Genomic DNA, 14,767 nt, shown 5'->3' with positions numbered 1-14,767 from the left:
ATGTGAATAAAAAGAATTGTTTCTTAGAACGATAGGATTTATGTACAACTATATGTCACAATTCATCGCTATGGAAAGGCTGGACTCATAGATGCGAATGTTCAAGACGGAAAAGCAATTGCTCCAATCCATAAAAGCCCAAACCGCAAAAGGGAATAGGGATAATATATCAAGAACACAAGCATATGAACAATTTTTTAGAATGCATCCAGAAATACAATGGTCTTTTTTAGCTGGGATGGTTTCTAGGAATGCAGGCTGGAATATGTGTGATCTTGAAGGAATTTGGTTTTCCCATTTGCTTGGCCATAAATATAGGCATCACTTATTCCTAACGTATGAAGAAGCCAACTGGAGAATATTCCAAGATGCGTATCCCCAATTACTTCTCTATCATTATTCTACGAAGTATGGACGCCCTTTGTTTCACTTATGTCATTATTTTTTTATTACCAATTTCATGAAGAACGAATGGTATTCCTTTTGGAAACATGGAAATCGTGAAAAATTAGTCACTGCGCTTATCATAAATGAACAAAACATCATTGAAGAACCGGTTATTAAAAAGCAATCTTTCGTTTTTCATTCTCTATTATTTTTCCTGCAGGACTGGATGCATTTCAGCACTGTTTTATTTCCTACTTGCAATGGAGAACTGTATGGCTCGTCGGTTTCGCATTTTAGAAATTTAGATAAAAGGATTGAATTGGGGAAAAGGTTGGCTGGCCTTTTATTTTCTGAAGATTTGTTTCCGCGCTTTTTTGAATTTTCCTGCAGGACTGAACCAACGGGTGCCAGATATGATTATGAACAATATCGAAAAAAGCCTAGGTACCATGAAACCCCGATGCTGAGGGGAGTATATCCAGTGATTCATCATCAGGCAGGGGAAACAGAGCAATGGGATATGAAAAAAAGGATTAAAAAAAAATGGCTCATTGAAGCCAAATGGGAAGAAGACCCGCATTTGACCGATTGGTATGACGATAAACAAAAGCAGCTGCACATGGCTGCAATAATCAAAAATTTGATTTTATAATTGGAAACAGGGAAGGCGTAGATTAAGCCTTCCCTGTTTATCGTTCAGTATTTATGTCTTACGTAGAGGGGCGGTTTTCTCCACTAAGTTTCGGGTTTCCCGTTCCTGCCTTTTTAGTGGGCGGCTTTTGTCGTTTTTCGTTTTTTTGCTGTCTGCTTTCATTCGACTGCATAAAATCACCTCCTGTCTGTATTCTTGTTTAAAACTGCATTCTTCATTCTGCCATTGTTGTCGAAGGGCATAATAAATTAAGTGAATTGCACTTTCTTTGCCGATTCCCTTCTAGTTTTGTCAGTCATGAAGGGCTTTCAGATAAAAAAAAGAATAGTACAGGTAAAGAATGGGAGGGATCAGCATGGTCAATAAAAGTGTCGCAACAGAAGAGATATTAAGGATGATAGCTGAGATCAGTACCAGCCTGGATCGTTTGGAAATTTCATATGGGGAAACTGTAAATACAGTGCGGTGCAAACTATGGGCGGAGCAATATACATTAGTTAATGAAGCCCAGGAAGCCATTGAGAAAGCCGAGGATTATTGGGTAAATGCTGAAGGTCCAAACCACTCCTTTTCCATTGTCCCGGAAAAAAGAATGATAAAGCACAAGGTTTTCAAGGAATTGCCCGTATAAGCCGGAGGAATATCATTTTATAAAAAACTGGATTATACTAAGGGAAACAATTGTACGGAGGAATTTAATGTGCAAAAAGAAAAAATGCAGCTATTAACAGAACAATTAATACAATATACAGACAAAGCTGATGAGATTTATGAGGGTGTACGTAAGGAAGGGAAGGAAAAGGATTTCTTTTCGGAGGTCAAGCCGTTTGCTGACCTGGTCAGGACCGCATGTATCGAATGGGAAACCGGAATGAAGGAGTGGATGAAAGAAACCGATTTCAGGCATCTTTTCCCCGAGCAAATCGAACAAACCGCCCATAACCTTTCTGATGTGGCCGTTCAGGCATTTTTTCCTAAAACAAGTTATAAGCGATTTAAAAGCCACGTCCAATCGGTCGAATTCATCCTTAATAATGTAAAAACGGAAATCGATCGGATTTTATCATAAAAACACCTACACTTTATTCCCTCTTTTTTCATATATTATCAGAACCATGTAATGAAAAAAGAGGAGGGCTCATTGACATGATGAGATCCGGTTTTAACCAAATCTCCCCAAATCAAGGACAGTTTCCTCAACCAATGCCGGAATATTGGGGAGGGTACCAACAGCCAATGCCGTATCCTCCGCCAAATAATCATAATCATGAACAATCATTTATGTATCCATATCATCAACAGGATACAGGGGGCTATATGACACCATATCATGATCCTTATCAACAGGCGGCCTATCATCCATTTCAACAAGTCCAGCAGCAGGCGATGCCTGTGGGTGCTTATCCGGGCAACAGTGTAATGCAGCCGCTGGCACAAATGTACCCGACCCAATCCAATCAGCAGCCGCAAGCTTTTAGTCCGTTCGCCAATCCGTTACAGCCAGCTAAAAGACCTCCGCAAAGTCAGCAGCAGGCCCATAATCCATATCCTAAGCAGCAGTTCATGCAAAAACCCCAGCCATCGGGTTTCAAATCGGTCATGAATCAATTCAAAACACAAGATGGCTCCATGGATATAACGAAGATGATGAACACAGCCGGACAAATGATGAATACTGTTTCTCAAGTATCTTCTATGGTCAAAGGAGTAGGGGGCTTCTTCAAAGCGTAAATAGTGAATAAAGGAAAAGCAGACTTATAAGTGACCAGCCACTTTTTTAAGTCTGCTTTTATTCATGCCTAATGAATTTCAATCCGATTTCCCCTGACCTTGGGTAGGTTAAGCGTGAGGATGCCATCGCGATGTCGCGCGGTCACTTTGGCTTCATCAATCGGCTTTGGAAAGGAAATGGTTCTTGATAATGTACCGGTTGTAACTTCCTTTTGGAACATTCCTTGATTTTTATGCTTTCTACCTACATGCTTTGCAGATATGGTTACGGCATGGGACAGTACATCAATTGATATTTGGCTGCGTCCAATTCCGGGCAAGGTGGCAGTAACGGTATATTCTGAATGCGTTTCGTGAACATCAACCGGAAAGCTGCGTTCTTTCGCCGAACCGAAGAAATCGTCAAGAGATTGCAGCATGCCTTTAGGGGGCCTCTCGGAAAACAACCGATCCATTTTGTTAATGAAATGGGAAAAGGGTTCTATTCGATTCCGATTGTTATTTTTTTCAGAAGAGGTCATCACGGTGCTCCTTTCTAAAAAATTCCTTTGCCTATAGGCTATGTGAGGAATGAAGAAATGTGAATGCACTGTTGGGTTTCAGATACAGGTCTATAGGGAATAACGTTACTGAATGATTAGTAAAGGAAATGAGGGATTATTATGACAGATAGCAAGCTTTCCTACATAGATACCGGGAAAGGTGAAGAAACTTTGTTGTTTATCCATGGATTTTGCGGAAGCCATGAATATTGGAGTGACATCATTGCTGAATTAAAGGGTGAATACAGGATTATTGCCGTTGATTTACGGGGGCATGGTGCAAGTGAGGAAATAGGGGGATCTTTCTCGATTGAAGATATGGCTGCTGATATTGCTTCATTTTTGGAAGAACTGGAAATCGGGCAGGTCTATATGTTTGGTCATTCGCTTGGGGGATATGTCACCTTGGCATTCGCAGAAAGGTTTCCTGGGAAATTGTCTGGTTTTTCATTGGTACATTCCACCGCTTTCCCGGACGATGAGACAGGAAAGGCGGGGCGCTTAAAATCTGTCGAGAAAATCGAAAGTGAAGGAATCCCCGCTTTCATTGACGGACTTATACCAAAGCTATTCGCTAATTCCGATGATCCCAATATTGCCCATATAAAGGAAATCGGATATAAAACAAGTGAAATTGGTGCGATAGGGTCTTTACATGCCATGAGGAACAGAATAGACAGAAATCATGTTCTCAAAAATACGAAGTTGCCTGTCCTATTGGTTGCAGGTGAACAGGATAAGGTGATTCCCGCTGATAAAACCTTTTCTGTGAAAGGGAGCCATATCAATGAAGTTATACTTAAGGGCAGCGGCCATATGGGAATGTTGGAAGCTCCAAGCAGACTAATTGAAGAAATCATTCGCTTTGTTGAGAAGGATTAAATGAAAAAAGGCCGAGCTGGAAACGAGATAGTGACGTTTCCAGCTTTTTTTTTTGAAAAGGAAATAGTTTCCCTTTTGCATAGAACGTTCATTCGGTAGAATAGACGTATGAGGTGGTTATATGAAACTGCGAAAAAATTTACAAGAAGTCATCAATGATTTAAAAATAAATGAAGACTTTAAAGATAATATAGTGCATTGGCAAGTAATTGAAGCAAAAGAGGCAAAACATGTACCTTTTCCCGATGCAATGAATGATAAAATCAAACATGCTCTTGAATTACGGGGGATAAATGGATTGTATAGCCATCAGGCAACAGCATTTGATACTGCTGTCAGTGGCAATAGCCTTGTAGCGGTCACACCTACAGCTTCTGGAAAAACATTATGCTATAACTTGCCGGTCCTTCAAAAAATACTGGAAGATGAAAAAACAAGGGCGCTTTATATTTTTCCGACAAAAGCGCTGAGTTATGACCAAAAAAGCGAATTGAATGAAATGATTCATGAAATGGATGCTGAAATAAATAGTTATACATATGATGGGGACACACCTTCAAATATCAGGCAAAAAATCCGCCAGGCAGGGCATATCGTGATCACCAATCCTGATATGCTCCATTCCGGAATCCTGCCTCATCATACGAAATGGGTCTCTTTGTTTGAAAACTTGAAGTATGTGGTAATAGATGAACTTCATATCTACCGCGGCGTTTTCGGTAGTCATACAGCCAACGTCATAAGAAGGTTAAAAAGGATTTGCAAGTTTTATGGAAGCGACCCTGTATTCATTTGTACTTCCGCTACGATCAATAATCCAAAAGAATTGGCAGAAGAGCTCACGGAAAAACAAATGGTCCTTATCGATAATAACGGAGCCCCAAGTGGGAAAAAGCATTTTGTGTTTTACAATCCCCCAATAGTAAATAAACCGCTGAACATACGAAGGAGCGCGGTTTTGGAAGTCAGGAAACTGGCAAATGAATTTTTGAAAAATAAAATTCAAACGATTGTTTTTGCGCGAAGCAGGGTTCGTGTGGAAATTCTATTGACATATTTACAGGAACTTGTGTCAAAGCAATTGGGGCCAAAATCGATCAGGGGCTATCGCGGTGGATATCTGCCAACACAGCGCAGAGAAATTGAACAAGGTCTCAGGGATGGTTCCATTTATGGAGTGGTTTCCACAAATGCACTTGAGCTGGGCGTCGATATCGGCCAGCTTCAGGTTTGCATAATGACTGGTTATCCTGGATCCATATCGAGTGCATGGCAGCAGGCGGGACGAGCAGGAAGAAGGCATGGTGAAGCATTGATCATCATGGTCGGCAGTTCCAGTGCCCTTGATCAATATATCGTACAGCATCCCGAATATTTCTTTACCAGAAATCCAGAAACTGCAAGAATCAATCCAGATAATCTTTTGATTTTGGTTGATCATGTAAAATGTGCAGCATATGAGCTTCCATTTAAAAAAGGCGATACCTTTGGGGAAACAGAGATTGTGGACGTTCTTGAATTCCTTACGGAAGAAAGGGTCTTACACTTAAATGGGGACAAATGGCATTGGATGAATGATGCTTTTCCAGCAAGCAATATCAGCCTGCGTTCAGCGGCACAGGAAAATGTCGTGATCATCGATCAAACGAATGCACCGGTTAATCGGGTCATAGGGGAAATGGATACGTTCAGTGCAATGACACTCCTCCACGATGAAGCCATTTATTTGCACCAGGGAATTCAATTTCAGGTGGAAGAACTTGATTGGGATGAAAAGAAAGCTTATGTACGTGAAGTCAATGTGGACTATTATACGGATGCTAACCTTGCCGTTCAGTTGTCTGTATTGGAAGTCGATAAACAGCGAACTTTCGCTTCCACGGCAGCTGCTTTTGGTGATGTTGCAATCCGGGCGATGCCTACGATCTTCAAAAAAATCAAATTCGAAACCCATGAGAATATTGGTTCAGGACCAATCAGTCTCCCGGAGATGGAACTGCACACGAGTTCAGCCATGCTTTCCATGGATCCCGATATATTTAAGTGGGACGAAAATCGGATAGAACAAGGAATGATAGGTGCCTCCCATGCTCTTAATTACATGATTCCACTACATGTTATGTGCGATCCGCATGATATTCATGTTTATCCGCAGGTTAAGGCAGCACATAATGAAAAACCGACCATTTTTATCTATGATAGTTATCCGGGAGGTATAGGGTTAAGTGATAAAGTATATGAAAATTCTGAAGTCATTCTGCTTGAAACAATATCAATGATTGAAAATTGCGCTTGTGAAAGCGGCTGTCCTTCCTGTATCGGGACGGAATCCGCAACGAAAACAGCCAAGAGTGATGCCAAACAATTATTGGGTCAATTTTGTAAGCAAAAACATTAATAAATCGCAGAGATAAGTGAAAAGAGGTGTAATTTCATGTCATTAAAAAATAAATTGAACCGTATGAAAACGCATATGAACCTAGGGAAACATCCTTCTCCCGTTGAAGAAGATGACCGGACAGTGAATGAAGAAATTCCTTACTATGAAAAGTGGCTGGAGAACGATACCGTTTCCTTTCACTTCGATGGTGACTATTGTTTCATTAGGGAAGTCCGCTACCCTATAAATCACAAACACGGGTTATATGCATTTTCCGAGCTGAAAAAGGTTGTAAAAGAGTGGAATCAAACTTCATTGGAGCATCCACTATCCGCTAGGGGCGTTAAAAGTGAAGATCTGTTTTTCTTCGATACGGAAACAACAGGGCTTGGAGGGGGAACCGGCAATACCATTTTTTTACTTGGCTATGCTTATTTAGAAGGTGAAGAAGTAGTCGTGAAGCAACATATCCTTCCGCAGCCTGGAAGTGAAATCCCGCTTTATCAAAGCTTTCTGGAAAACATCAATTACGAAACGCTTGTCACATATAATGGTAAATCTTTTGATTGGCCCCAGTTAAAAACCAGACATACCTTGATAAAAGAGCATGTACCGAAACTACCGGAATTCGGACATTTCGATTTATATCATGCTTCAAGACGCCTTTGGAAAAACAAATTGGAACGAGTGAAATTATCAGCGGTCGAAACAGATATTCTAGGTGTTTATAGGGAGGATGATATTCCTGGATATTTGGCGCCGATGATTTATTTTGATTTTGTTGAGCGGAAGAATCCGGAAATTCTGTTTGGAATCATGAAGCATAATGAATTGGATATCTTATCATTGATCACATTGTATATTCATTTGTCCCGAAAAATCCTCCAAATCGATGGATATACGGAAGAGTCCATGGAAATTGCACGATGGCTCGCTTATTTGGGAAAAAAGGAGGAGTCAGTTGAGACATATCAAAAAATATTGGAAGCAGGAAATGAGGAAGATCGGATAATCGCTGGCCATGCCTTAGCCTTCCAGAAAAAGAAGCAAAAACTATTCAATGAAGCTTTGGAAATTTGGAAGGAAGCCGCCTTAAAAGGAAATGTGCAAATAAGGATACAGGCACAGATTGAATGTGCAAAATTATACGAACATCAATTTAAGGACGTCGGACTTGCTCTTAAATGTTCAATAATCGCACTTCAAGAGATGGTAAGCGAAGGGACCCTATCAAGGAAAAAACAGTTGGAATTGGAAAAGAGGATTCATCGGCTCGAAAAGAAAGAGCAATCTAAGGCTATTTCTATATAATATATGGGAAATTAATGGCTCTGTTAGTGCAAAAGGCTGAAAATAAAAAATATGTATACAATTATTGTAGCCTTCAACTATTATGTGTAAAATGGAAAGAGTTGAGGGTGAAATTCTGAAGCGTTCATTTCATTCCTTTACATCATAAATTCAAGGTGAAAGCGGAGCGAAGAAATGTATAAAACGACTTTATTTCTATTTTTTGTTGTCCTTTGTTTAACGATTGTATTATTTACTTCTTTAAAAGACAGTCTCTATTCCTTTTTATAGAAAATTACCCAGTACATTTGAAGGGATAGCATAAATATAATAGTGTACTTTATCGACAGCCATACATCGTTTTATACTTATTCTGTATAATTAGGTCATTTCATCAGTACACGTATCCCCTTTTTTTCATATTCTGTAATGGTAAGACTAAACTTATCATGAAAGGGGACGTATTATAAATGTATTTTCGTAATAGTGGAGGAAATAAACCCAATGTAATGGGAGCATACGGGAACGCACCTGGAGTAATGGGCACATCAACCGGTAAACACCCCCATAACGTAATGGGCGCAGCAACCGGCAAACACCCCCATAACGTAATGGGAGCGTCAACCGGTAAAAAGTCCAACGTAATGGGAGCCTATAGTCCATCGGCTGTGTCTCCAGCGCAATATGGTCCATCTGCTGTGTCTCCAGCGCAATATGGTCCAACACAAACATTTCCATCTCAAGTTGCCCCAGCGCAAGTCTCTCCGACACAGCAATTTGTCAATACGAATGTATCGAACACAGTGATTCCTGTCGTTCATCCATCACATACTACAAATGTCAATAAACATGTGAACACGTTTAAACATTATTTCCCGCATACTCAATCCGTGGTGAACGAGTGCTATAATCAACACTTGATTTGTGGAAGGCCGCCGCAAAACCCATGCTGTCCGCCTGGACATTTCGGATATTAAAAAAATAAGGGGCTTATTAAGCCCTTATTTTCTTACATAATCATGATAAAGGAGACTAGTCAAGCTATGAAGGTTTTGTATATGACGGGCTATAAGGCTTTTGAATTCGGGATATTCAAAAATGACCATGAAGCCGTAAAATATATAAAGAAAGCGATGAAGCAGCGTCTCCTTCCACTGGCGGAAGATGGGCTGGAATGGGTGATCATCTCAGGTCAATTGGGTACGGAGCTATGGGGGGCAGAAGTGGTGTTCGAATTACAGGAGGAATATCCTCAGCTTAAATTAGGAGTCCTTACCCCTTTCCTGAAACAGGAAGAGTCATGGAACGAGACGAATCAAGACTATTACCGATCCATATTGGCCCGTGCCGATTTTGTTGAGTCCATATTCAATAAACCATATGAAGGGCCACAACAACTGAAAATCAAAAACAAGTATATGGTCCATAAAAGCGATGCCATGCTCATCATTTTCGAGGCTGAAAAAGAAGGATCATCCCGATATCCTTATTTCGAGGCGATGAAAAAAGCCGAAACACAGCCATACCCCATCTTTCAGATAAACTTTGATGACCTACAAATGGCTGCGGAAGAAGCGAGCTGGTCCGAAGAATGATGGAGTGAAAATAATTATGGATTAAAAGTTGTTTCTAAAGCATAATCATATTATTATGAAATTTAGATACAGATTTAATGGGAATACATAACGTTCACTAAACAGTATGCATACAAAAAAGGTGTTTCGTTGACAAACCCAAGCAGATTTGAAAAAATAATAAAAAGTCCATTGTATTGGCGAAAGTATTGAGGTGAAGTCTTATGCTATCCGATAAGATAAAATTAACGGCTAAAGATATTCTTGAAAAAGATTTTAAAACAGCCATGCGCGGTTATAAACCTGAAGATGTGGATCAATTCCTTGATTTGATCATTAAAGATTATGAAGTGTTCCATCAGGAAATCGAAGATCTTAAACAAGAAAATCTTAAATTGAAAAAACAAGCCGAAGAGAGTACAAAACGTCCAAATCAACCTGCTGCTCCTAGTGCCACTCCGGGAACCACTAACTTTGACATCCTTAAACGGTTATCAAACTTGGAAAAGCATGTTTTTGGTAACAAGCTTTTTGACTAAGATTACATTGTAAAAGTTAAAAATTATTTTGGTATTGTTTTTTCATGAGTAATGGAGTATAATCAATTATGTTATGTTAACGTTTGGGTAATTGCTGCTGCATTTATGCAGTAGAGGAAAGTCCATGCTCGCACGGACTGCGATGTCCGTAGTGTTCGTGCCTGGCGAAAAAATAAGCTTGGGCAGCAATCTTGGATTGTTGACGGCTGGGAAAATGCCTAAGTCCTTTTGGATATGGCATGAATACCTATAAAAGTGCCACAGTGACGTAGCCTTTACAGAAATGTAAAGGGTGGAACGAGGTAAACCCCACGAGCGAGAAACCCAAATTAATGGTAGGGGCGCTTTCTTCCTTGGAATTGAACGAGGAGAAGGACAGAGGCATATGCTTCTGTAGATAGATGATTACCGCCGAAGTACGAGACGCGAGTCGCTTGCAGTACTGAGGAACAAAACATGGCTTACAGAACGTTATCATATTACACCAAAAGCACAACTCTCCTTTTAAAAGGGGAGTTTTTGTTTATGGAGATTGCCTGATTATAAAAAAAGATTGGGCATTTCCATTTATTTTTCGTTTTCTGAAACACCGCTGTGTTAAACTAAGAACTTGGCAAGTTTTTCATTCCATTTCGAAAAGTGTCAGTCGGAAAGAAAATGGGTTCGAATGAAGTCATTCGGTAACACTTTTAAAAAATAGTGTCGGAATGTAAAGCATTCCTTGATTCTGGGCATCCTATTTTTAAAAGGTTCCTTAACACTTCTGTTAGCTTTAAAATGAAGGTATCAATATGGAAAACTTCAAATATTAGGATAATGATGGGAAGCATACATAATCGGTTTCGATGATTTCAATCGTATGATTGCAGCGTGTATCTTAAGGTATATGGATAATTGAGTAGTGCTTTATTTCATGTCCTTGCTACATGATCATAAAATAAGCTAAGCAAACAATGAAGAATTCTAACTGAAATATAAAAAAGCGGTGGACCTTTTAAAAAAGGTTTATATGTAAAAAATCAATGCCTGATTCTTAAATACATAAATGAAGAAATTCGGGAAAAGGTGCCATTGATTTGGATTAATGGAAAGAAGGTGCAAGATTAATGAAACAATTCGATATTATCGCAACATCAGCAATGGGATTGGAATCAATTGTTGCCAAGGAGGTTAGGGACCTTGGTTACGATTGTCAAGTCGAAAATGGTAAAATCACATATAAAGGCGACCAATCCGCCATTGCCCGCTCTAATTTATGGCTGCGCAGTGCCGATAGGGTGAAAATTAAAGTTGCGGAATTTAAAGCATATTCATTTGATGAGTTGTTTGAAAAAACAAAGGCATTGAATTGGGAAGATTACTTATCAGCTGATGTAGAGTTCCCTGTTAGTGGAAAATCCGTTAAGTCAAAGCTCTACAGTGTCCCTGATTGTCAGGCTATTGTCAAAAAGGCGATTGTTGATAGATTGAAAAGTAAATATAAGCAAGTGTCTTGGTTTGCAGAGACTGGTCCTTTGTTTAAAATTGAAGTATCTATTTTAAAAGATGTAGTGACACTTACCATAGATACTTCAGGTGCAGGTTTGCATAAACGGGGGTATCGGACAGGGCAGGGGGAGGCACCCCTTAAAGAAACATTGGCGGCTGCCTTAATCATGCTGACCAATTGGAAACCGGATAAACCTTTCATAGATCCATTTTGTGGGTCTGGAACGATTCCCATCGAGGCAGCCTTAATTGGGCAGAACATAGCACCTGGGTTTAACCGGGAATTCGTATCTGAAAATTGGGCATGGATGGATAGAAAGGTTTGGGATGAAGCACGGATTGAAGCTGAAGATTTAGCCGATTATGATCAGTATTTGGACATAACCGGTTGCGATATTGACCATCGAATGGTCGATATAGCTAAAGCGAATAGTTTTGAAGCAGGTCTTGGTGATCTGGTTGAATTTAAACAAATGCAGGTGAGGGATATCTCGACAAGGAAAGAGTATGGTGTCATTGTCGGGAACCCGCCTTATGGAGAACGGCTTGGTGAGAAAAAAGCAGTTGAGCAGATGTATAGAGAAATGGGCCAAGCTTTCAAGAAGCTTGATACATGGTCAGTATACATGATTACCTCCAATCCTGACTTCGAACAGCATTACGGTAAGCCTGCAACGAAAAAAAGGAAATTGTTCAACGGTTTCATCCGTGCTGACCTTTATCAATATTGGGGGAAAAGGCCGCCAAGACAGCCTCAAGGAGAATAAGTAGGTAGAATATAACGGAGGAATTTGATACTCAGGACGATTTATTCATAATAGGTTCCAGTCTTGCTTATCATTTCCTTTTCTGTTATTCTAATAATGAATTATTTTTGTTCAAATTTAAGGAATACCTTAATATTTTTTGAGCAAGGATAGTAATATAATGTGTGGAGAACACACTAGGAGGCAACAAAAATGGAACAAGGTAAAGTAAAATGGTTTAACGCAGAAAAAGGTTTTGGATTCATCGAACGTGAAGGTGGAGACGATGTATTCGTACATTTCTCAGCTATCCAAGGCGAAGGTTTCAAAACACTTGAAGAAGGCCAAGACGTTACATTTGATGTAGAACAAGGTCAACGTGGACCACAAGCATCAAACGTAAACAAAGCTTAATTCAACCCTATATTATTTACAGACAGGCTCTCTTTTGGAGCCTGTCTTTTATTTTACGAATCGGGCAACCAGGCAGCATACATAGAAAAACATACAAAATACGCTTCATTTCTGATGGTTGGTAAATATCTTGACTATTAATGTGAAATAAAGGATAATATACTTTTGCCTAAGATTGTAATGATTCGGATACTATATACTGATGATAGATAAAAGGGGAGACCATGATGCTTAAAACACTGCCTTTTTCGGTAACAAAGGAAGATTCTTTTTACGATAAGCTTTCAGAATGGATCGGTGATGTTTTTTACGATATTCTTCCCGAAAAAGGATTTGAGCTGCGCGACGAACAAATCTTCATGGCTTTTCAGTTAGAAAAAGCCTTTAAAGAAAAGAATGTAAGTTTTGCTGAAGCAGGGGTAGGGACCGGTAAGACTTTGGTCTATTTACTATATGCGATTTGTTATGCGAGATATACGAATAAACCTGCAATTATTTCGTGTGCGGATGAAACGTTGATTGAACAGCTTGTCAAAGAGGAAGGCGACATCCAAAAAATCAAGAATGCTTTAGGTATTGAAGTGGATGTTCGGCTTGCCAAGTATCACGATCAATATGTATGTCTTAAGAAATTGGATTACGCAGTGAATCACGAAGATTCCGAGGGAATAGATCAGCTATATGATGAACTTCCCAAGTTTGTCCATGATAACTCATCCATGAACGCCTATACAGCATATGGGGACCGTAAACAGTATCCATATTTAAATGATGAAGACTGGTCTAAAGTTGGCTGGGATCAGCTCCAAAACTGTTTTACTTGTGATAAACGCCATCGTTGTGGGCAAACCCTATCACGGGACCACTACCGAAAATCAAGTGATTTGATCATTTGTTCACATGACTTCTTCATGGAGCATGTATGGACTAAGGAAAAGCGTAAGCGTGAAGGTCAGTTACCATTGCTGCCTGATCATAGCTGCGTTGTCTTTGATGAAGGTCACCTATTGGAATTTGCAGCTCAAAAGGCGTTAACGTATAAAGTTGGGGAACAGACCCTTGCTTCGGTTTTAGAATTGCTTACAGCCAATCAGGTTCGTGAAGAAACTTTATACATCATTGAGGATTTAATTGATATCAATGAAGAATTTTTTGATTTGTTGGATGAAAAAGCGATTCATGTCAGCGGATCTAATCGTTATGAAATTCCGATGTCCAAAGAAATAACAAGCTTCGCCCAAAAGCTTCACAAAAAGGTTGAAGAGCTAGAGGAGAACCTTGTTTTTGAAGCGGAAATGTACACGATCAATGATTATGATTTAAAAGTGACGGAAGAGTATTTAGAGCAGCTTGGCTACTCCCTTTCTCTATTTGTGAAGGATGAACAGGCCGTTTCCTGGTTTGAAGAAAATGAAATGACCAAAACATTGGTCATCATGCCAAGGCTTGTACAGGATATTCTGTCTGAACAGGTATTCTCTAAAAAAATCCCGTACATTTTTTCATCGGCAACATTATCGGATAATAAATCCTTCCAATATATTGCAGATAGTTTAGGGATAGAAAAGTATGACAGCTTCTCCGTTGAATCACCATTTGATTACGATGAAGTCATGAAAATGAACATGCCAGTCTTTGGAAATGGAGATCAATTGGCGAAACTTAAATATACGATGAAGTCAATCGAGGAAAATGAAGGTCGAACACTAGTATTATTTCATTCAAAAGAGGAATTGCATTGGTTCAAGGAAAACTGCCCAATATCTTCTTATCCATTTTATTTTGAAGGGGAAGCGGAAATCAGCGAGCTTGTTAAGAAGTTCCAGGAAGAGGAGCAATCTGTCCTTTTCTCCTATCATTTATGGGAAGGGCTTGATGTTCCAGGTCCTTCATTACAAAATGTAGTGATACACTCCCTTCCATTCCCGCCGCGTGATCCGGTTTTCGAGGCCAAACGCAACTCGGTTACAGACGCATTCGAAGAAGTGGATCTTCCATACATGCTCCTTCGTTTGCGCCAAGGAATAGGGCGATTGATCAGGACGAGCAATGATTCGGGAACAGTCCAGATTTTGACTGAAAAGGATCTTTCGGAACAGGTGAAAGAGAAAATTGTATCGATTCTTCCTGTAACGCTTTAAC

The 14,767-nt window shown here is 39.7% G+C and carries 14 protein-coding genes and 1 other RNA gene; 14 read left to right on the top strand and 1 reads right to left on the bottom strand.

The window, feature by feature from the left end:
* Positions 1-91 precede the first annotated feature (91 nt).
* The 4 genes from N0M92_RS12235 (at position 92) to N0M92_RS12220 (ending at position 2,770) form a co-directional block, all read left to right on the top strand.
* The gene (locus N0M92_RS12235; RefSeq protein WP_260285969.1) at positions 92-1,039 is read left to right on the top strand and encodes a DUF2515 domain-containing protein; all 948 of its coding nucleotides are present in this window, start codon (positions 92-94) and stop codon (positions 1,037-1,039) included.
* 355 nt (positions 1,040-1,394) lie between these two features.
* The gene (locus tag N0M92_RS12230; protein WP_260285968.1) at positions 1,395-1,670 is read left to right on the top strand and encodes a hypothetical protein; all 276 of its coding nucleotides are present in this window, start codon (positions 1,395-1,397) and stop codon (positions 1,668-1,670) included.
* Positions 1,671-1,739: 69 nt separating this feature from the next.
* Complete coding sequence (locus N0M92_RS12225; RefSeq protein ID WP_192205301.1) at positions 1,740-2,108, top strand: YppE family protein; 369 nt, start codon at positions 1,740-1,742, stop codon at positions 2,106-2,108.
* Between the two features lie 77 nt (positions 2,109-2,185).
* A complete protein-coding gene (locus N0M92_RS12220; RefSeq protein ID WP_260285964.1) occupies positions 2,186-2,770 on the top strand; it encodes a YppG family protein in 585 nt (194 codons plus the stop codon).
* A 68-nt stretch (positions 2,771-2,838) separates the two neighbouring features.
* Here N0M92_RS12220 and N0M92_RS12215 read toward each other — a convergent pair whose 3' ends face one another.
* Positions 2,839-3,291 carry an Hsp20/alpha crystallin family protein gene (locus tag N0M92_RS12215; RefSeq protein WP_260285963.1) on the bottom strand — a complete coding sequence of 151 codons (453 nt, stop codon included), beginning with the start codon at positions 3,289-3,291 and terminating at the stop codon, positions 2,839-2,841.
* 141 nt (positions 3,292-3,432) lie between these two features.
* On the opposite strand from N0M92_RS12215, the gene N0M92_RS12210 reads away from it, so the two are divergent.
* The 10 genes from N0M92_RS12210 (at position 3,433) to N0M92_RS12165 (ending at position 14,766) form a co-directional block, all read left to right on the top strand.
* Entirely contained in the window at positions 3,433-4,194 is a 762-nt protein-coding gene (locus N0M92_RS12210; protein WP_260285962.1) for an alpha/beta fold hydrolase, read from the top strand.
* Between the two features lie 121 nt (positions 4,195-4,315).
* Positions 4,316-6,592: a DEAD/DEAH box helicase gene (locus N0M92_RS12205; protein ID WP_260285961.1), complete on the top strand. Its 2,277-nt coding sequence runs from the start codon at positions 4,316-4,318 to the stop codon at positions 6,590-6,592.
* Positions 6,593-6,628: 36 nt separating this feature from the next.
* Positions 6,629-7,885, top strand: a complete 1,257-nt coding sequence (locus tag N0M92_RS12200; RefSeq protein ID WP_260285959.1) for a ribonuclease H-like domain-containing protein — start codon at positions 6,629-6,631, stop codon at positions 7,883-7,885.
* A 449-nt stretch (positions 7,886-8,334) separates the two neighbouring features.
* A complete protein-coding gene (locus tag N0M92_RS12195; RefSeq protein ID WP_260285958.1) occupies positions 8,335-8,841 on the top strand; it encodes a CotD family spore coat protein in 507 nt (168 codons plus the stop codon).
* 66 nt (positions 8,842-8,907) lie between these two features.
* Positions 8,908-9,459, top strand: a complete 552-nt coding sequence (locus N0M92_RS12190) for a DUF1273 domain-containing protein (RefSeq protein WP_260285957.1) — start codon at positions 8,908-8,910, stop codon at positions 9,457-9,459.
* Between the two features lie 203 nt (positions 9,460-9,662).
* Positions 9,663-9,977 carry a cell division regulator GpsB gene (gene gpsB / locus N0M92_RS12185; RefSeq protein WP_192205295.1) on the top strand — a complete coding sequence of 105 codons (315 nt, stop codon included), beginning with the start codon at positions 9,663-9,665 and terminating at the stop codon, positions 9,975-9,977.
* A 79-nt stretch (positions 9,978-10,056) separates the two neighbouring features.
* An RNA gene (rnpB, locus tag N0M92_RS12180) (RNase P RNA component class B) lies at positions 10,057-10,446 on the top strand.
* A 637-nt stretch (positions 10,447-11,083) separates the two neighbouring features.
* Positions 11,084-12,232 (top strand): THUMP domain-containing class I SAM-dependent RNA methyltransferase, encoded by a 1,149-nt coding sequence (locus N0M92_RS12175; RefSeq protein WP_260285955.1) that lies wholly within the window; start codon positions 11,084-11,086, stop codon positions 12,230-12,232.
* A 192-nt stretch (positions 12,233-12,424) separates the two neighbouring features.
* The gene (locus N0M92_RS12170; RefSeq protein ID WP_034307871.1) at positions 12,425-12,625 is read left to right on the top strand and encodes a cold-shock protein; all 201 of its coding nucleotides are present in this window, start codon (positions 12,425-12,427) and stop codon (positions 12,623-12,625) included.
* Positions 12,626-12,849: 224 nt separating this feature from the next.
* The gene (locus tag N0M92_RS12165; protein WP_397443842.1) at positions 12,850-14,766 is read left to right on the top strand and encodes an ATP-dependent DNA helicase; all 1,917 of its coding nucleotides are present in this window, start codon (positions 12,850-12,852) and stop codon (positions 14,764-14,766) included.
* The last annotated feature ends 1 nt before the right edge of the window (position 14,767 follow it).

Origin of the sequence: Peribacillus aracenensis (assembly GCF_025175645.1) — a bacterium.
Classification (GTDB): domain Bacteria; phylum Bacillota; class Bacilli; order Bacillales; family DSM-1321; genus Peribacillus; species Peribacillus aracenensis.
Note: the sequence above shows the minus strand (reverse complement) of the source record. Positions and strands in the feature narration are given on the sequence as shown.